General features: G+C 54.4%; 19 protein-coding genes. 5 read left to right on the top strand and 14 right to left on the bottom strand.

Going from position 1 to position 19,092, the window contains the following annotated elements; all coding sequences use genetic code 11:
- Positions 1–11: 11 nt before the first annotated feature.
- From nusB to pgpA, 3 genes are all read left to right on the top strand, one after another.
- Positions 12–431: a transcription antitermination factor NusB gene (gene nusB, locus EDC52_RS14605; RefSeq protein WP_131866143.1), complete on the top strand. Its 420-nt coding sequence runs from the start codon at positions 12–14 to the stop codon at positions 429–431.
- 95 nt (positions 432–526) lie between these two features.
- A complete protein-coding gene (gene thiL / locus EDC52_RS14610) occupies positions 527–1,501 on the top strand; it encodes a thiamine-phosphate kinase (protein WP_131866145.1) in 975 nt (324 codons plus the stop codon).
- A gap of 3 nt (positions 1,502–1,504) precedes the next feature.
- Positions 1,505–2,008, top strand: coding sequence for a phosphatidylglycerophosphatase A (pgpA, locus tag EDC52_RS14615; RefSeq protein WP_196237772.1), 504 nt, complete (start codon positions 1,505–1,507; stop codon positions 2,006–2,008).
- 50 nt (positions 2,009–2,058) lie between these two features.
- Here pgpA and EDC52_RS14620 read toward each other — a convergent pair whose 3' ends face one another.
- The 4 genes from EDC52_RS14620 to xseB all read right to left on the bottom strand — a co-directional run bounded on the left by EDC52_RS14620 (position 2,059) and on the right by xseB (position 6,154).
- Positions 2,059–3,033, bottom strand: coding sequence for an aldo/keto reductase (locus EDC52_RS14620; RefSeq protein ID WP_131866147.1), 975 nt, complete (start codon positions 3,031–3,033; stop codon positions 2,059–2,061).
- A 73-nt stretch (positions 3,034–3,106) separates the two neighbouring features.
- Complete coding sequence (gene dxs / locus EDC52_RS14625) at positions 3,107–4,969, bottom strand: 1-deoxy-D-xylulose-5-phosphate synthase (RefSeq protein WP_131866149.1); 1,863 nt, start codon at positions 4,967–4,969, stop codon at positions 3,107–3,109.
- A 37-nt stretch (positions 4,970–5,006) separates the two neighbouring features.
- On the bottom strand, positions 5,007–5,909 hold the full coding sequence (gene ispA / locus EDC52_RS14630) for a (2E,6E)-farnesyl diphosphate synthase (RefSeq protein WP_131866151.1): 903 nt from the start codon (positions 5,907–5,909) through the stop codon (positions 5,007–5,009).
- A 2-nt stretch (positions 5,910–5,911) separates the two neighbouring features.
- Positions 5,912–6,154 carry an exodeoxyribonuclease VII small subunit gene (gene xseB / locus EDC52_RS14635; protein WP_131866153.1) on the bottom strand — a complete coding sequence of 81 codons (243 nt, stop codon included), beginning with the start codon at positions 6,152–6,154 and terminating at the stop codon, positions 5,912–5,914.
- A 225-nt stretch (positions 6,155–6,379) separates the two neighbouring features.
- Between xseB and thiI the strand changes: the two genes are divergently transcribed.
- Positions 6,380–7,828, top strand: coding sequence for a tRNA uracil 4-sulfurtransferase ThiI (gene thiI / locus EDC52_RS14640; protein ID WP_131866155.1), 1,449 nt, complete (start codon positions 6,380–6,382; stop codon positions 7,826–7,828).
- Here the strand turns inward: thiI and yajL are convergent.
- The gene (gene yajL / locus EDC52_RS14645) at positions 7,816–8,424 is read right to left on the bottom strand and encodes a protein deglycase YajL (RefSeq protein ID WP_131866157.1); all 609 of its coding nucleotides are present in this window, start codon (positions 8,422–8,424) and stop codon (positions 7,816–7,818) included. The two genes, thiI and yajL, sit on opposite strands and share 13 nt — an antisense overlap.
- The gene (panE, locus tag EDC52_RS14650) at positions 8,387–9,301 is read right to left on the bottom strand and encodes a 2-dehydropantoate 2-reductase (protein ID WP_131866159.1); all 915 of its coding nucleotides are present in this window, start codon (positions 9,299–9,301) and stop codon (positions 8,387–8,389) included. The genes yajL and panE overlap by 38 nt, the downstream gene beginning before the upstream one ends.
- 213 nt (positions 9,302–9,514) lie before the next feature.
- Here panE and EDC52_RS14655 point away from each other — a divergent pair, with 213 nt between their 5' ends.
- Positions 9,515–10,006 (top strand): YajQ family cyclic di-GMP-binding protein, encoded by a 492-nt coding sequence (locus EDC52_RS14655; RefSeq protein ID WP_131866161.1) that lies wholly within the window; start codon positions 9,515–9,517, stop codon positions 10,004–10,006.
- A 133-nt stretch (positions 10,007–10,139) separates the two neighbouring features.
- Here EDC52_RS14655 and EDC52_RS14660 read toward each other — a convergent pair whose 3' ends face one another.
- The 8 genes from EDC52_RS14660 to EDC52_RS14695 form a co-directional block, all read right to left on the bottom strand.
- The gene (locus EDC52_RS14660; protein WP_131866163.1) at positions 10,140–11,501 is read right to left on the bottom strand and encodes an MFS transporter; all 1,362 of its coding nucleotides are present in this window, start codon (positions 11,499–11,501) and stop codon (positions 10,140–10,142) included.
- A gap of 154 nt (positions 11,502–11,655) precedes the next feature.
- A complete protein-coding gene (gene cyoE, locus EDC52_RS14665) occupies positions 11,656–12,546 on the bottom strand; it encodes a heme o synthase (protein ID WP_131866165.1) in 891 nt (296 codons plus the stop codon).
- A gap of 16 nt (positions 12,547–12,562) precedes the next feature.
- Positions 12,563–12,895: a cytochrome o ubiquinol oxidase subunit IV gene (locus EDC52_RS14670; protein ID WP_131866167.1), complete on the bottom strand. Its 333-nt coding sequence runs from the start codon at positions 12,893–12,895 to the stop codon at positions 12,563–12,565.
- Positions 12,895–13,518: a cytochrome o ubiquinol oxidase subunit III gene (locus tag EDC52_RS14675; protein WP_131866168.1), complete on the bottom strand. Its 624-nt coding sequence runs from the start codon at positions 13,516–13,518 to the stop codon at positions 12,895–12,897. Before EDC52_RS14675 ends, EDC52_RS14670 begins: the two co-directional genes overlap by 1 nt.
- Positions 13,508–15,502 (bottom strand): cytochrome o ubiquinol oxidase subunit I, encoded by a 1,995-nt coding sequence (gene cyoB / locus EDC52_RS14680; protein ID WP_131866170.1) that lies wholly within the window; start codon positions 15,500–15,502, stop codon positions 13,508–13,510. The genes EDC52_RS14675 and cyoB overlap by 11 nt, the downstream gene beginning before the upstream one ends.
- Before the next feature lie 5 nt (positions 15,503–15,507).
- Positions 15,508–16,434 carry a cytochrome o ubiquinol oxidase subunit II gene (gene cyoA, locus EDC52_RS14685; RefSeq protein WP_131866172.1) on the bottom strand — a complete coding sequence of 309 codons (927 nt, stop codon included), beginning with the start codon at positions 16,432–16,434 and terminating at the stop codon, positions 15,508–15,510.
- A gap of 458 nt (positions 16,435–16,892) precedes the next feature.
- Positions 16,893–18,380 (bottom strand): muropeptide MFS transporter AmpG, encoded by a 1,488-nt coding sequence (ampG, locus tag EDC52_RS14690; protein WP_131866173.1) that lies wholly within the window; start codon positions 18,378–18,380, stop codon positions 16,893–16,895.
- A 58-nt stretch (positions 18,381–18,438) separates the two neighbouring features.
- Complete coding sequence (locus EDC52_RS14695; RefSeq protein WP_131866175.1) at positions 18,439–19,017, bottom strand: lipoprotein; 579 nt, start codon at positions 19,015–19,017, stop codon at positions 18,439–18,441.
- Positions 19,018–19,092 lie beyond the last annotated feature (75 nt).

Here is a 19,092-nt window from a genome sequence, read left to right on the forward strand (position 1 = left end):
AGGGGAAATTCGTGAAACCTGCCGCTCGTCGCCGTGCCCGTGAATGTGCCGTCCAGGCGCTTTACTCATGGCAGTTATCTCATAATGACATTGCTGACATCGAAGTTGAGTTCCTGGCGGAACAGGATGTTAAAGATGTTGATGTCGCTTATTTTCGTGAGCTTTATACCGGCACGGCGACACACGCAGCGGAGCTTGATAAGCTGATGGCGCCTTTCCTTTCACGCCAGCTCGATGAGCTGGGCCATGTTGAAAGGGCTATCCTGCGTCTGGCGTTGTATGAATTAAGCAAACGCCTGGATGTGCCTTACAAAGTGGCGATCAACGAAGCGATCGAACTGGCGAAAACCTTCGGTGCTGAAGAGAGTCACAAATTTGTCAACGGCGTACTGGATAAAGCCGCACCTCATATTCGCCCCAACAGAAAGTAACGTTAAACAGACCAGGCCGCGCTGGCCGGGCCTTATCTCCCTCGCCTGGCATCGTATTCGATGCCAAGGCGTCAATAAAACTATGTGGACAGGTTATGGCATGTGGCGAATTTGATCTGATTGCCCGCTACTTTGATCGCGTTCGTAGTGTACGCCGTGATGTAGCCGTTGGCATCGGAGATGATTGTGCTCTGCTGTCGGTTGATGAAAAAAAACTGATCGCAGTCAGCACCGATACACTGGTATCCGGGATCCATTTTTTGCCGGATATCTCACCCGCCGATCTTGGCTATAAATCTCTGGCAGTAAACTTGAGCGATCTGGCGGCCATGGGCGCCGATCCGGCCTGGCTTTCGCTGGCGCTGACTCTGCCGGAAGTCAACGAACCCTGGCTGGCGGCCTTCAGTGACAGCTTGTTTGATCTGCTTAATTATTACGGTATGCAACTGATCGGCGGCGATACGACCCGCGGGCCGCTTAGCCTGACGCTGACTATCCAGGGGCTGATTCCTGCAGGCAGTGCGCTTACGCGTTCCGGCGCCCGTATCGGCGACTGGATTTACGTCACCGGAACGCTGGGTGACAGCGCCGCCGGTCTGGCTATCCTGCAGGACCGGCTCACGGTGGCGGAGAAGGCCGATCGTGATTATCTGCTGTCCCGGCATCTCAGGCCGCAGCCCCGTATCTTGCAGGGTCAGGCGCTGCGCAAGCTGGCAAGTTCCGCCATTGATCTCTCCGATGGCGTGATAGCCGATCTTCAGCACATCCTGAAACGCAGCGATTGCGGCGCTCGACTGTTCCTCGACGAAATTCCCCGTTCCGCGGCGCTGCTGCGCCAGACCTCCATGGAACAGTCTTTGCAATGGGCACTGGCGGGGGGAGAAGATTACGAGCTGTGCTTTACCGTGCCGGAGATCAACCGTGGGGCACTGGATGTCGCGCTCGGTCATACGGGAGCGGATTTTACCTGTATCGGACAGATCGGGCCGAAAAGCGAAGGCATTCAGTTTATCAGCAACAATCGGCCGGTTGAAAATATCTGGCTCGGTTATGATCATTTCAGGGAATAATACATGGCAATAGTGGATATGGCGGCCGGGAAAAGCCGGGTCAGGCTGACCAATCCTTGGCATTTTCTGGCAACCGGTTTTGGCAGCGGCATGTTTCCCTGGATGCCCGGTACCGCCGGTTCGCTGGCGGCAATTCCGGTTTGGTGCCTGCTTATTCAGGCACCCTGGCAGGTTTATTCACTGTTGGTCATGTTTGCCATCTGCATGGGCGTATTCTTCTGCCACCAGACCGCTGCCGATATGGGCGTTCATGACCATGGCTGCATTGTCTGGGATGAATTTGTCGGTATGTGGATAACGCTGATGGCGCTGCCGGTCAATGAATGGCAATGGGTGGCCGCCGGTTTTGTGCTGTTCCGGATCCTGGATATCTGGAAGCCTTGGCCGATACGCTGGTTTGATCGTAATGTGCAGGGCGGAATGGGGATAATGATCGATGATGTGGTCGCCGGCATCCTGTCCGCCGGTATTATCTATCTGGTCGGTCACCACTGGCCGCTGTTCTGATCCGCTGTGCCTTTTCCCCTGGCCGGACGCCGATCAGGGGAGGGCATTGATTAATCAAATCCGGTGATGTGATGGGGCTGGTACGGCGATTCCAGTTCGGCAATCTCTTCCGGCTCAAGGGTCACATCAACCGCGGCGACCAAATCCGTAAACTGTTCGGCGCGCGAGGCGCCGATGATCGGTGCGGTGACCGCAGGCTTGGACAACATCCAGGCTAATGCCACCTGTGCCCGTGAAATACCCTTCCTGTCGGCAATGACTGCCACCCGTTCGGCAATCTTGCTGTCCGTTTCGGTCGAGTGATCGTAAAGCTTTTTGCCTACTTCATCGGAGACAGTGCGGGCGGTGGTCTCTCCCCATGGGCGGGTGAGGCGGCCGCGGGCAAGCGGGCTCCAGGGCAGCACGGCAATGTTTTCCGCCTGGCATAGGGGATGCATCTCGCGCTCTTCTTCACGCTGAATCAGGTTGTACTGATCCTGCATGCTGACAAAACGGCTCCAGCCATGCAAATCGGCAGTGTACAAGGCGCGGGCGAACTGCCAGGCATACATGGATGAGGCGCCGATATGGCGTGCCTTGCCTGATTTGACCACCTCATCCAGCGCAGCCAGGGTCTCCTCCAGCGGCGTGTCGTAATCCCAGCGATGGATCTGCAGTAAATCGACATAGTCGGTGCCCAGCCGGGTAAGGCTGTCATCGATAGACTGCAGAATATTTTTTCGCGACAGTCCTTTACCAAGGTTACTCATCGGGAAGTAGACTTTGGTCGCCAGGACGATATCTTCGCGCCGAGCAAAATCGCTAAGCGCCTTGCCGACGATTTCTTCGCTGCTGCCGTCGGAATAACTGTTGGCGGTGTCAAAAAAATTGATGCCGGATTCCAGCGCCAGGCGAACAAGCTTACGGGAGCTGTCTTCGGGTAAGGTCCAGGCATGGTTGCCGCGCACCGGATCGCCGAATGTCATACAGCCGAGACAAAGGCGGGAAATTCGAAGATCGGTGGTACCGAGTGTCGTATATTCCATGGTTATCTCCTGAAACGAGATGGGCTGAGCGTTAATGCTGAGCTGAGCTGGTTATGCCGGCTGGCGGCGCAAATCATGCCAGCCATTGGGTGATGCGGCGCTCAATACCGGCGGCATCCAGTCCCAGATCGGCGCGGATTTCCTGCTGCGATCCCTGAGAGATAAATCGATCCGGTAGGCCGATATTCAGCACCGGCACGGCGATGCGCTTAAGCATCAGGAACTCATTCACTCCACTGCCGGCACCGCCGATAACCGCATTTTCTTCCAGGGTAACCAGGGCATCATGGCCGGCTGCCAGCTCGGTAATCAGCGCGGTATCCAGCGGCTTGACGAAGCGCATGTCCACAAGCGTCGCATCAAGCTGGTCTGCCGCCTGGCGGGCTTGGGGCAGCAGCGTGCCGAAATTGAGGATCGCAATGGTGTTTCCCTGCCGCAGCACCACGCCCTTGCCAAGCGGCAGGCACTCAAGAGGCGCCAGCGCGGCGCCGGTGCCGGTGCCGCGCGGATAACGCACCGCCGAGGGACCATCCTGGTAATGATAGCCAGTATGCAGCATCTGGCGGCACTCGTTTTCATCACTCGGCGCCATGACAACCATCCCCGGAATACAGCGCAGGAATGAAAAGTCAAACGCGCCCTGATGGGTTTGACCGTCCGCGCCGACGATGCCGCCGCGATCGATGGCGAACAGTACCGGCGCTTTCTGGATCGCCACATCATGGATCAACTGATCATAAGCACGCTGCAGGAAGGTGGAATAGATCGCCACTACCGGCTTATAGCCGCCAATCGCCAGTCCGGCGGCAAAGGTGACCGCATGCTGTTCGGCAATGGCCACATCGAAATACTGTCGCGGGAACTGCCGAGAAAAGGCGACCATGCCTGAGCCTTCGCGCATGGCAGGAGTGATTGCCATCAGGCGGGTATCTTTGGCGGCGGTTTCGCACAGCCATTGGCCGAACACCGCTGAAAAGGTCGGCAGACCGCCGGCGCTCTTGGGCAGGGTGCCGATGATCGGGTCAAATTTGGGTACTGCATGCCAGCCGATAGGATCTTTTTCCGCCGGGGCATAGCCGCGGCCTTTCTTGGTCATGATGTGCAAAAATTGCGGACCCTTCATGCCGCGCATGTTCTTCAGGGTCTGAACCAGGCCGTGGACGTCATGACCGTCCACCGGTCCGATATAATTGAATCCCAGTTCTTCGAACAGGGTGCCAGGCACCACCATGCCTTTGATATGTTCTTCGGTGCGCTTGACCAGTTCCTTGATCGGCGGGATGCCGGACAGCACCTTTTTACCGCCTTCGCGCAAGGTCGAATAGAGTTTGCCGGAAAGGATCTGTGCCAGGTGATTATTCAGGGCACCGACGTTCTCAGAGATCGACATCTCATTATCGTTAAGCACCACCAGCAGATCGGACTTGATATCGCCTGCATGGTTCATGGCTTCAAACGCCATGCCGGCCGTAATGGCGCCGTCGCCGATGACGCAGACCGTGCGACGGCCTTTGCCTTCGTGCTCCGCCGCCACCGCCATGCCCAGGCCAGCACTTATCGATGTAGAGGAATGGCCGACGGACAATACGTCATATTCGCTTTCCTCGCGCCATGGAAACGGATGGAGCCCGTCTTTCTGGCGGATGGTCGAGATGCGATCCCGCCTCCCGGTCAGAATTTTGTGAGGATAAGCCTGGTGGCCTACATCCCAAATCAGATGATCAAATGGTGTGTTGTATACATAGTGCAGGGCAACAGTCAGCTCAACGGTTCCTAATCCCGATGCGAAATGGCCGCTGGAACGACTTACGCTTTCCAGCAGGAAGGTCCGGAGCTCATCGCAAAGCGCTGGCAAACTTTCTTTTGGCAACTGCCGCAGCTCAATCGGTGTATCAGCCAGTGCCAATGTCGGGTATTTCGTTATATCAAGGCTCATCGGGTGCTCGTATCGGGGATGTTAAAAACCGCTGTGCTTATTTATCTCGTTCAATGATGTAGCGCGCCAGCGATATCAATGCAGAGGTATCATAACCCAGCGTGGAGATACATTCTAAAGAAGCCAGAGATTCCTGATAAAGGTCACGTGCTTTTGCTCGGGCCATATCCAGTCCCAGCAGCGCGGGATAGGTACTCTTGCCCAACTGCTGATCGGCGCCCTGGCGTTTGCCGGTAGTGCTTGAGTCGCCCACCACGTCCAGAATATCGTCCTGGACCTGAAATGCCAGGCCGATCGCTGATGCATAGCGCATCAGATGCGGCATCGCTTGACGGCCGGGCTCGCCGGCGGCCAGGGCGCCCAACACTACGGCGGCGCTAATCAACGCGCCGGTTTTATGACGATGGACCTCTTCCAGCGCATCGAGACCCACCTGATGTCCCTCAGCCGCCAGATCAAGAACCTGCCCCAGGCACATGCCCTCAGCACCGCTGGCACTGGCCAACGCTGAAATCATCGCAATGCGGTCCCGGTCGTCGACCGCAGGCATAGCGCCATCGGCCAGGATGGAGAAGGCCAGGGTCTGCAGCGCGTCGCCCGCCAGAATAGCGGTAGTTTCGCCGAATTTGATATGGCAGGTCGGCCTCCCGCGCCGCAGATCATCGTCGTCCATGGCGGGTAAATCGTCATGAATCAATGAATAGGCGTGAATACATTCGACCGCGGCGGCCGGCACATCCAGACTGTCGTCACTGACGCCGAACAATCTACCGGTCTGGTAGACCAGAAACGGCCGCAGACGTTTACCGCCTAGTAACGCACCGTAGCGCATCGCTTGTGCCAGCGGCTCGCCGTTGTGGCTCAGTCTGCCGAGATAATGCTCCAGCGCGGCATCGACCCGATGATGGCTGTCATCAAGCTGCTGCAAAAAGTCCGACATGATCATTCACTGTCCGGGGTAAAAGGCGCCAGCGGCGCGTTTTCGCCATCATTAAGCAGGATCTGCACCCGCTGTTCGGCCTGCTGCAGCGTTAATTGACCCTGACGGGCTAACTGGACGCCATGCTCAAATTCATTCAGCGCCTCTTCAAGAGGCAGTTCGCCGGACTCAAGGCGGGTGACGATAGATTCCAATTCTTTAAGTGCAGTTTCGAAACTGGCGGGTTGTTCAGCTTTTTTTGGCATAATATTTTTTCAACAGGGTATATCGTGGCTTGGGATGAAACCGCCAACGTTAGCCCAGAGTGCGATGATAAGCAAATTGAGCCTCAGCATCACCGAATATGGTGTTATACTTCGCGGCTCGACTGATATGCGCTATCCCGCGAGCCGCCGCCGGGATACCGATACCTCATTATATATAACGTGTTCCAATACGTTACCCTTTTAAGATTAAAAACGACGATCGCCATGAAGTTTATCATCAAATTGTTCCCGGAAATCACTATAAAGAGTCAATCCGTCAGATTGCGCTTTATAAAAATTCTTACCAGTAATATCCGTAACATCCTGAAGCATTTGGATGAATCGCTGGCGGTCGTTCGGCATTGGGATCACATCGAAGTGCGTACCCGCGATGAGTCCCAGCACCAGATCATCCGCGACAGCCTGACGCGCATCCCCGGTATTCATCATATCCTGGCGGTCGAAGACCGGCCCTGGACCGACATGCATGACATCTATGAGCAGACCCTGGCGCTCAATCATGATCGGCTGGTCGGTAAAACGTTTTGTGTGCGTGTAAAGCGTCGCGGTACCCATCCCTTTTCCTCCCAGGACGTCGAACGCTATGTTGGCGGCGGATTGAATCAACATGTCGCCGCCACCCGCGTAAAATTAACCAAGCCGGAAGAAACGGTACTGCTGGAGATAGAAAACGATCGGTTGTTGCTGGTAACCGGCCGTTATGAGGGCATCGGCGGCTTCCCGATCGGTACCCAGGAAGATGTACTGTCGCTGATTTCCGGCGGTTTTGATTCGGGCGTCTCCAGCTATATGCTGATGCGTCGCGGCTGCCGGGTGCATTACTGCTTCTTCAATCTGGGCGGTGCCGCCCACGAAATCGGCGTCAGACAGGTTGCCCAGCATTTATGGAATCGCTATGGCAGTTCCCATCGGGTTCGGTTTATTTCGATCGATTTCGCGGCGGTGGTGTCGGAAATTCTCGAAAAGGTAGACGACGGCCAAATGGGCGTGGTGCTTAAACGCATGATGGTGCGGGCCGCTTCCCAGATGGCCGAGCGCTTCGGTATCCAGGCGCTGGTCACCGGTGAAGCTCTGGGCCAGGTATCGAGCCAGACCCTGACCAATCTGCGTCTGATCGACAATGCCTCGGACACGCTGGTACTGCGGCCGCTGATTTCTCACGATAAAGAACACATTATCACTATGGCCCGGTCGATTGGTACCGAAGAGTTTGCCAAGACCATGCCGGAATACTGTGGGGTGATTTCCAAGAGCCCGACGGTAAAAGCCGTTAAGGCAAGGATAGAAAAAGAAGAAACGCATTTTGATTTCAGCGTGCTTGAAAACGCCGTTGCCCAGGCGGAATGTATTGATATCCGCGAGATCCTGGAGCAGACCCGCCAGGACCTAGTGGAAGTCGAAACGGTAGCCGGATTCACGGAACAGGATATTGTGCTGGATATTCGCTCGGTTGACGAGCAGGACGCCAGCCCCCTGACGCTGGATAACGTTCAGGTACAGTGCCTGCCGTTTTACAAACTGAGTAGCCAGTTCGGCGACCTGGACCAGAGCAAATCTTACCTTCTCTATTGCGATCGCGGCGTAATGAGCCGACTCCAGGCGCTTTATCTGCGCGAACAGGGTTTTAACAATGTGAAGGTCTACCGCCCCTGAACTGATGGCTGGCGATAATCATCGATACCCTCGGGCAACACCAACTGGGCGGCAACCTCTGCCGCCTTTTCTCTCGTTATCAGCAGGCTGATGATATGGAGGGCAAAATCGATGGCGGTGGCAGGTCCCTGGCTGGTCAGCAGATTATAACGGGGCTCATAAACGGTGCGCCGCCCTTGCCAGCAATCGGCCGGGATACGTTCTTTCAGTCCGGGGAAGCCGGTTATTTTCGCCTTGGGAAAGAGGTCATGCCGGATAAGCACCAGCGCCGGCGCGGCACAAATCGCTGCGACTAATCGTTCGGAGCGGTGGTGAGCGGCAAGGGTGTCTACCAGCAGTTGGCTGTCGCCGAATGCTTCAGCGCCTTTAAGCCCGCCGGGCAGCACGATGACATCAAAAGTCTGTCCGCTAACCGATGCCAGCGAAACATCCGCCAGCAGGGTTACCCCGCGGGAACAGATTACCTGCAGGTTACCGTCGGGATTGACACTCGCTAACGTTACCGCTATCCCCGCCCGCGCCAGCAAGTCAACAACCGTAACGGCTTCCGTTTCTTCGCTACCATTCGCCAGACAAACCAGTGCTGTTACGCTCATAGCTATCCTCCTTACGTTTGATTATCTCATACAGCCGCTGGTTTTCGGGCAGGCAGAGCCCATGAGCCCGCGCCCGGCGCAACAGAAAACCATTGATGTAATCAATCTCGGTATGCCGCTGGGCTCTGATATCCTGCAGCATTGACGAGGTGTTTTTCGCCGTGGCGGCGATGATCTGGCCGATAAAAAACAACAGGCTTTCATATGAAGTATGGTATCCCTCACGATCCATGACCATCGCCGCTTCTCGGCACAGCGCCTCAATTTCTGTCTGATAGCGGGCTACCTGGCCATTGACGCAGTCATATTTAACCGACAGCGGGTTCAGTACGCTATTGGCCGCCAGTTTTATCCAGCAGGAGGCGGCAATATTGTTGTGCCAGGCAACATCGGGCAGGGCGTCATGCAGGACTTCGGCCAGATAGCTCAGTGACTGGGCATTGGCCGTGGCGGCACCGATACGGGTAGTGCCGTTGGCTACATGGATGATCCTGCCGTGAGCATCGCGATAGGCGGCATGGGTCGTTGTCCCTTGAATGATCGGCTGACTGATGGCGGGCAGTTCTTCCCGCGTACCCAGTCCGTTGTGCAGTAATATAATGGTGCAATCGGGTTTGAGCTGGGGAAGCAGAGTCCTGACCGCGCCCGAAACCTGCCAGGCCTTCAGGGTTACCAGCAGAAAATGACTTTTGCCCAGATGTGCCGCATTGTTCGCCGGCAGTTGATAGCGTACGTGTTCACCTTCGACGGTCTGAACGTCAACGTGGCAGACCTGCTGAGGCACCCGCAGCCAGCCTTGCACGTTATGCCCTTGATAGTGCAGCGCCGAAAGCCATAATTGGCCCAGCGAACCGCACCCGAGAACAGTAATATTCATGTCCTAACCTTTATATGGGATGAGCCGTATTAAGTCCATCGTAAGGGTTAATGAGTCATTATAGACTTAAACGCTATTTATACGCCAAAAAGACCTCCGCATCACTGCTGCCGATTCGGTCGTTGCCGGGAAACATAGCATTTTGAAACTCAGTTACCAAGCGGGTATGATGCTCTTTAAAGCATGGCCTGAAATTGAATCCGGAGTAACAGTATGCCCTCATTTGACATCGTTTCTGAAATTGATATGCAGGAAGTTCGCAATGCGGTGGAAAACGCCAACCGTGAACTCAGTACTCGCTGGGACTTTCGTAACGTGCTGGCGAGCTTTGAGCTGAATGAAAAAAATCAAACTATCAAAGCGCTCAGCGAATCTGAATTCCAGGTACAGCAGTTGATTGAAATCTTGCGGGAAAAGCTCGCCAAACGAGGAATTGAAGGCGCGGCGTTGGAGTTGCCCGACAATCTTGAGCACAGCGGTAAAACCTGGAGCACTGAAGCCAAGCTTAAGCAGGGCATTGAATCCCTGCAGGCCAAAAAGCTGGTAAAACTCATCAAGGACAGCAAGCTCAAGGTGCAGGCGCAGATCCAGGGCGAACAGGTGAGGGTAACCGGCAAAGCCCGTGATGATCTGCAGGGCGTCATTGCTTTAATTAAGAGCGCTGAACTTGATCAGCCCTTCCAGTACACCAACTTTCGCGACTGAAAATATGACACCCCCGGCCCATCAGGCCGGGTGTTATCATTGCAGCTGTCCGGCTATTGCGCCGGCAATGCTGGCATGACGACTTATCCGCAGACTATCTGCCCGCACTGTCTGACCGATAAATTTGAAGGTATCACTCGGCAACCAGTTGTTCGAGTCGCTGGCGGTTGGTCAGTTTGGTATCTACCTTCACATAGGCGCTGTACTCTTCCTTGACTACCACCACTTCAACCACCCCCGGCTGTGCCTGCAGACGCTGAGTCAGCGTGGTATCCTGCGCGGCGTCGGTTGAAAGGGTGATGCGCAGGCTGCTGACGTACGGCGGCTCGCGCAATCGGATGCTTATCAGCAGCCAGATAAGCGTAATGGCTGCCCCGCCCATATAGACCATTCTGGCCCCGTCGAGCTGGAACAGCCAGCCCCCCAGCATGCCGCCGAAAGCGACGCCGAGGAACTGGCTGGTGCTGTAGACCCCCATGGCAGTGCCTTTAAAACCGGCAGGAGATATTTTGCTGATGAGGGAGGGAAGAAGGGCTTCCATGATATTGAATGCCAGGAAAAACAGCTGCAGGCCGATATAAAGTGACCAAAGATGCAGTCCTGCCCCGGTGAAGACGATTTCCGCCAGCAACAGGACAGCCACACAGCCGATAAATACCCGGCGCATCTGCCGCTTTATCTCTGCGTAAATGATAAAGGGGATGACGGCGGCGAATGATATCAGCATCGTCACCAGATACACCTTCCAGTGTTCGGCTGCCAGCAATCCGGCCTTTTCCAGCATCGGCGGCAGGGCGACAAAATTTGACATCAACAATGCGTGCAGGCAAAAAATACCGATATTCAGTTTCAGCAATTGGCCATTGGCCAGCACCTTGCGAAAACTGCCTTTAACGATACCCGATTCGCGATTGAGGATATGGTCCTCTGCATCCGGCACCAGCGTCAGTGTGATAAGGATTCCCGCCAGTGCCAGCAGGGCAATCCCCCAGAACAGGGCCTGTAGGCCAAAGGCATGGGTGATAACGGGTCCGGCCACCATGGCGATGGCAAAGGTAATGCCGAAACTGACGCCAATGAACGCCATGGCTTTAGTGCGGTTCTGCTCGCGGGTCAGGTCTGAGAGCAGGGCCATTACTGCGGCGGCGATAGCGCCGGATCCCTGCAGGGCGCGGCCGAGGATAACACCCCAGATACTGTCGGTAAGCGCCGCGATAACGCTGCCAAGAGCGAACACCAGCAAACCGCCGACGATAAGCGGCTTACGGCCGACCTTGTCCGACAGTAAGCCGAAGGGAATCTGAAAAACCGCTTGCGCCAATCCGTATATACCTATCGCCAGGCCTATCAGGGCTTCACTGGCACCCTGCAGCGCCATGCCATAGGTAGTCAGCACCGGCAAAACCATAAACATGCCCAGCATGCGTAAGGAAAAGACAGTACCCAGACCCCAGGTTGCGCGATACTCCACTGCGGTCATCTTGTTGTCGTTCATTGAAACCTCGATAGTGCGGACCGCGTTATGTTAATTCCATCCACGCCGGGGGTAAATTGAATGTTTAACGGTAAAAACGGAGTGAAAGCGGGGAACTGAAACTATCAACCGGGACGTGAGCCCGGTTGATATAAATGTGGCTTGCTGCTGGAATCTACCAGACGTAGGTCAGCAGGCTATTCGACGCCGGTACCATAAAATCCACTGACATCATTACGCTCAGCGAAGTGATGGCGACAATGGAGAAAATGAACAGCTTGCGCGCCCATACCTTATCGTCATTAGCAGATTTATAGCCCTGTAATGCCATACCCAGCCACCACACGCTGACCGAGGCCGCAACAATCAGGTATTTATAACCCGCATAGCCGCTTAGCGTCAGCATCAGCGTGGCCACCATAAACCCGATAATATAAAGGGTGATATGGTGCTTGGTCACCGATATGCCGCGCTTCACCGGCAGCACCGGTATGGATGCTGCCTGATAATCCTTGAAGCGGAAAATGGCAATGGCATAAGAGTGAGGCATCTGCCACAGGCTGAAGATCAACAGCAGAATAAGCGCTCCGGTATCAAACTGGTTACTGACGGCACAGTAACCAATGACCGGCGGAGCAGCGCCTGAAAGACTGCCTATCAGCGTGCCGTAGACGGATTTACGTTTCATGTACAGGCTGTAGATGCCGACATAAACAATAAAGCCCATCACCGCCAGCCACATCGCCAGCGGGTTGGCTGCCATATACAGCATGACGAAGCCGGCAATACCCAATGAGGTTGCGTAAACCAGGCTGACTTTCGGAGAAATTAATCCCTTCACCAGGACCCTGTTCTTGGTCCTTTCCATTTTCTTGTCGATATCGCGATCGATAAAGTTGTTAAAAACACAACCGGAAGCGACCACCAGCGATACACCGACCAGGGTGGCAAAAAACAGGGTGTAATCAATGTGGCCCTTTGAGGCCAGCAAAAATCCCCCGATGACAGAAATTAAATTACCAAAAATAATTCCCGGTTTTGTAACTTGCAGGTATTGCTTGATCATTACCGTTGCGCTCTTTTTAGTGGCCCATCAAGTTGTAGTTGAGGTACCACATAATCCATAAGGAGCCCACAACAAGAATAGCGATGATTAATACTGCAAAGATCAGCGCCACCAGATTCCACTGCTGTTCTGATGACGAATCAAGATGCAGGAAGTAAATCAGATGAACGACTATCTGAACAACAGCACAAATAACCAGGACCGCCAGCAGAACCCCTTTAGACGCGCTGCCGTTCATCACCATCAGGAACGGAATCAGGGTCAGGATAACCGACAAGACAAAGCCGATCAGATAGGATTTCAGGCTGCCGTGGCTGGCACCGGCGTGGCCGGTAGTATCATGACTCATTACATTGCCCCCAGTAGATATACCACGGTAAAGACACAAATCCATACCACGTCAAGGAAATGCCAGAACAGGCTCAGGCACATCAGTCGAGTCTGGTTAGTCGGGGTAAGACCGCGACGGGAAACCTGGATCATCATCACCAGGATCCACACCAGGCCGGAAGTCACGTGCAGACCATGGGTGCCGACCAGCGCAAAGAAGCCTGACAGGAAGGCGCTGCGATCCGGACCATAGCCTTCGACTATCAGATGATGGAATTCATAGATTTCCATGCAAATAAAGCCGAGACCGAACAGGAAGGTCAGACCCAGCCAGGTATTAACCTGGCCTTTATTGCCCCTGTTCATGGCAAGCATCGCCATGCCGTAGGTAATACTGCTGAATAACAGGAAGAAGGTTTCTACGAGTACAAACGGCAGTTCAAAGATCTCTTTGCCCGTTGGACCGTCTGCGACACCATTCACCAGTACGGCGTAGGTGGCGAACAGCGTAGCGAACAAAATACAGTCGCTCATCAGATAGATCCAGAAGCCGAATACCTTGGTGGCTCCCGTATCGTGGTGCCCGTGCTCGGCATGGGCAGTATCGTGGTGATCGTGCTTAGACAGAGTGTTAGTTGACATTATTCAGGCCCGCTTCACTAATTTGTTCAAAATGCCGATTTTCGATTTTTTCGACTTCACTCACTGGCACGTAATAATCCACGTCCTGATTGAAGCTGTGGACTATCCAGGTAATGATCATGCCTGCAAAACCGGCAATGGCAAGCCACCAGATATGCCAGATCATGGCAAAACCGAAGAACAGGCTGAACAGCGCGATAACAATACCGGCAGCGGTGTTTTTCGGCATATGGATCTGCTCATAGGCCTTGGGTTGCTGGTAGGCGGAACCTTCTTCTTTCATTTCCCAGAACACATCTCGGCGGTCTTTAACTTCAGGCACCAGGGCGAAGTTGTAGAACGGCGGGGGAGAAGAGGTTGACCATTCCAGCGTACGGGCGCCCCATGGGTCACCGGTAATATCACGGTTTTTCTCACGGTCGCGGATACTGACGACAATCTGGATGACCTGACACAGAATGCCCACGGCAATCAGTGCGGCACCTACGGCAGCGACCATCAGCATGGTATGGAAAGTCGGATCGATCTGCTGGCTGAGACGGCGAGTCATCCCCATGAAGCCCAATACGTAGAGCGGCATGAAGGCCACGAAGAAACCGATGATCCAGAACCAGAACGCGCGCTTGCCCCATTTTTCGTCCAACGTGAAGCCGAACGCTTTCGGGAACCAGTAGGTCATGCCGGCGAAGCAGCCAAACACCACGCCACCGATAATTACGTTATGGAAATGCGCGATCAGGAACAGGCTGTTATGCAGGACAAAGTCAGCACCCGGCACTGCCAGCAGTACCCCGGTCATCCCGCCGATGGAGAAGGTGATGATGAAGCCAACGGTCCAGAGCATCGCCGAGTTGAAGACGATACGGCCCTGGTACATGGTGAACAGCCAGTTGAAGATTTTCACGCCAGTAGGGATAGCAATGATCATCGTCATGATGCCGAAGAAGGCGTTGACGTTGGCGCCGGAACCCATGGTAAAGAAGTGGTGCAGCCATACGCAGAACGACAGCACGGTAATGGCAATGGTTGCCCATACCAGCGAGGTATAGCCGAACAGCCGTTTTTTAGAGAAGGTGGCGACCACTTCCGAGAACACGCCAAACACCGGCAGCACCAGGATATACACTTCCGGATGTCCCCACGCCCAGAACAGGTTGACATACATCATCATGTTGCCCCCCATGTCGTTGGTGAAGAAATGGGTACCCAGGTAGCGGTCAAGCGTCAGCAGAACGATGGTCACGGTCAGGATCGGGAACGCAGCGATAATCAGCACGTTGGTGCACAGCGACGCCCAGGTAAATACCGGCATCTTCATCATCGGCATGCCCGGCGCACGCATGCGCAGGATAGTGGCGAAGAAGTTGACCCCGGTCAGGGTAGTACCAATCCCGGCTATCTGGATACTCCATATCCAGTAGTCTACCCCGACGCCGGGACTGTACTCCTTGCCTGAAAGCGGCGGATAGGCAACCCAGCCGGTCTGAGCAAATTCTCCCAGGCCCAGCGAGATGTTAATCAGCACTACGCCGACGACAAAGAACCAGAAGCTCAGTGAGTTCAGGAAAGGATAGGCCACGTCACGCGCACCAATCTGCAGCGGCACTGCCAGGTTCATCAAGCCGACCACAAAAGGCGTGGCCATGAAGATAATCATGATAACGCCGTGTGCGGTGACCACCTGGTCATAATGGTGAGGCGGCAGGAAACCGGCTTCACCGGCGGAGGCCAGCGCCTGCTGTGAACGCATCATCACCGCATCGGCAAAGCCACGCAGCAGCATCACGAAGGCAACGATGATATACATGATGCCGATTTTCTTGTGGTCTACCGAAGTGAACCATTCTTTCCAAAGATATTCCCATTTACGGTAATAGGTCAGGGCCGCCACAATGGCGATACCCAACAGGCCTACAACTGCCAGGGTTATCATAATGATCGGTTCGTGGTACGGAACCGCATCAAGCGTTAATTTTCCGAACATCGTTTTTATTCCTCGGTACCCGCGTGAGAGTGTTCACTCATGTCCATGCCCGCTTCCTGGGTCATGTCCATGCTTTTACCCTTGCCCATGAACTTGCCGATAACAGATTGGTAGAGATCAGGTTTAACGCTGGAGAAGTATTCCACCGGATGATATTCACTCGGCGCTGCCAGCTGTTCGTAGGCTTCCATGGTGGTAAGGGTGTTAGGCGACGATTTCGCCTTCTGGACCCACTGTTCGAACCCTTGCTGATCCTCGGTGGCAATGGCGGTAAACTTCATGCCGGAGAACCCTTTGCCGCTGAAGTTCGACGAGATGCCATTATAGGATCCCGGCTCATTGGCAATCAGGTGTAGCGTGGAGTTCATGCCGGCCATGGCGTAAAGCTGACCGCCTAAACGGGGAATAAAGAACGAGTTCATAACCGAGTTGGAGGTAATCTCGAACTTGACCGGCACATGCTGTGGAAAGGCGATTTCATTCACCGTGGCGATACCCTGCTCAGGATAAATAAACAGCCATTTCCAATCCATCGCCACCACCTGAATCGTCATGGTGGGGGCATCGGATTCGATGGGTTTTCTCGGGTCCAGGGCATGGGTTGATTTCCACGTCAGGATTGCCAGGAAGATAATGATAAGAATGGGCACGGTCCAGACCACCAGTTCCACCTTGTTGGAGTGTGACCAGTTTGGGCTGTACGTTGCCTTGGTATTCGACGCGCGATATTTGATGGCAAAGACTACCGCCATGACAATGGCCGGGATAACCACGATCAACATCAGCCCTAAGGCAGTCAGTATTAGCGAACGTTGCTCCAGTCCAATCTGTCCTTTAGGATTCATTAATGCCATATCACATCCACTCAATAATGCAGTGGCGGTAATCAATGACAAAATCCCCAAACTCTTATTGTATTTCCTGAGTCTCATCTACCGACCTCAATAAAAAATGGGCTCTAATGTCGTTTCTTGTGTGTGGGCATTTTACGGGAAGGTTGCAGTACTGTAAACACGCATCAACTTTTGTCAGAAACATGTTTCCGCGTTCTGCAACTCATGTCACATCTGTTCAAAAGGGTGACAAAATATTATTTGCGACAAAGGCTTAGAGATAAATGACCTTTAAGGCGTTTTTAATTGATACAGAAAGAATAACGCCTGGCCGCCAGTATCATTGTGTTAACAAAACAATATCATTTTGAGACAAATAAAAAACAAAGCGGCAAATACGACCTCTGCAAAATAGTAGCTGGGCAAAACTGTCACGCTTGCGTCGTATTAAATGTTTTGTGCGAAAGCGATGAAATATTTCCTCCTTGAGTCCTATTCCTTAAAAAATGCGCAGTCAGTGAACGTTCAATCCCTCGGTGAGCCGGGGCTTTCCCTAATCACAACATACGCCGTGAGCGGGCCATGGATAAATAGTCACACCCACAGCCTATCAGTATACTCAATGACATCAACACTGCGCCGCTTTCCCAAAAGAAACTGGCTACCGGCAATGGGGCCATCCAGTCAAGCGCCGCAAGGATCACCAGGATGATACCGGCGACAAACATAGCGGCCCCCAGCAGCAGCAAACGCAGATTCCAGCGATAGGCGGCGCTGAAATGACCGCGGCGCAAAAAGCTGTCGGTTTGCTGGGTGTAGCTCAGCGTCCGCTTGCATAATTGCAGCACCACCAGCCCGGGCAGAGCGGCGATGACTGAAAACAGATAGAACCATGCCCAGCCATGAAGCTCTACGAACCAGCCAGCCACCGGACCGACATACACCCGGCCTATCGCCGCCAGGGCGGACAGCAGGGCGAACTGGGTTGCAGAAAACGATTTATTGCACAAGGTCATCAGCAGCGCAACAAACGCCGCCGTCCCCATGCCGCCGCACAGATTTTCCATGAAAATCGCCGTGCCCATGGTAACGATATTTTTGTCGGTTATGGCCAGTACCCAGTAGCCGGCATTGGAAGCCGCCTGCAGCAGACCGAATACCATCAGTGCGCGAAACAGCGACATCCTTACCATCAACAACCCGCCGAGCAGGGTGCCGATAATGGTCGCCAGCAGCCCGAGCGTCTTGTTGACGACACCGACTTCGCCGGCGGCAAAACCCACCTCCCGGATGAGGAAAGTGGTGCTGAGGCTTAAGGCAAATGCATCGCCCAGCTTGTAAAGGATAATCAGCATCAGGATCAGCCAGGCATTATCGCGGCCGAAAAAGTCCCTCAGCGGCGCGATTATCGCCTGTTCGAGGTTTCGCGGAACCGGCACGGCGTTTTCAGGCTCGGGGGCGATGATAGCGGCCAGGACACCTATCAGCATCAGGCCGGCCATTAGCCAGTAAGTGGCTTGCCAGCCCAGCAGTCGGTCGGCAAGCCATAGCGCCAGTCCTCCCGACACCAGCATCGCGATGCGATAGCCAAGCACCGACACCGCCGCGCCGGTGCCGCGCTCCTGAGCCGATAGCAGGTCCGTCTTATAGGCATCAAAAACGATATCCTGGGAGGCGGAACAGAAAGCGACCCATACTGCCAGCGCTGCAAGCCATACCAGGTCTGCTGAGGGATCGCGCGTTCCCATGATCACCAGGCCGACAATCAGCAGCAACTGGGTAATCACCAACCAGCCGCGCCGCCGCCCAAGCAGGGGCGGGGTATAGCGGTCCATCACCGGCGCCCACAAGAATTTGAAGACGTAGGCCTGGCCTACCAGTGAAAAGAAGCCGATGGTTTTCAAATCGACGTTGGCCACGGTCATCCAGGCCTGAAGCGTGCCCGAGGTCAACGCCAGCGGCAACCCGGACGCAAAGCCAAGGCAAAGTAACATGAGCGACCGCGGCTGCGCCAGCGTCGCCAGGCTTAACGATTGATGTGACATAAGCTGCTTTTCAATGGTCCGCCCTTGCAGGCGGACAGTCCATAACAGACGGCCAAGATTACCGCGCGTTCTCTTTGATGAACGTACTGACGCTGGTGTCTTTGGCCATATCGGAGATGACATCGCCCAGCACGTTGTTGACCGCTTCGGTTATCTTTTTGTTACTGGCGGTGAAAGGACCCTGGATGTTATACACCGACTGGTACTTTTTCACTTGCTTGTTGCCGTTTTTGGCCGTAGCCAGGATGGAGATATCTGCGCGGGTGGTAATATTGTAACGAACGTTGCCCTCAGACACGTCGGCAAACAAACGATCGACCACGATTTGCAGATCGACTCCGCCGGTAGGACCCACCATATAGCCGCGCGCGGTCATCTGTTTTTCCAGCACTTCCTGCAGCAGGAAGCGGATATCGCGCGTAGCGGTCAGCGTCTCCAGTTGTCCATCGCGATTGACTTTGGCCAGCGCCTGATCCGAACGCTGGTCGGCGCCATTGATACTGATAGTGATGCCCATTAGCGATGGATCCTGCTGAGGCAAGTCAATTTTGGGCGTAATATCAAGGGTATTACTCTTGGTGGCGCAGCCGGCCAGCACTATAACCGCAAACAAGGGCATCATTAATTTTTTCAGCATATTCGCTTTCTCAATCCATGGCGGGTGGTGGGTAATTTTGCCACATCATAACATTGCCCTTGTCGGGGGGAAGAC

The organism is Biostraticola tofi, assembly GCF_004343195.1.
In the GTDB taxonomy this organism is placed as follows: domain Bacteria; phylum Pseudomonadota; class Gammaproteobacteria; order Enterobacterales; family Enterobacteriaceae; genus Biostraticola; species Biostraticola tofi.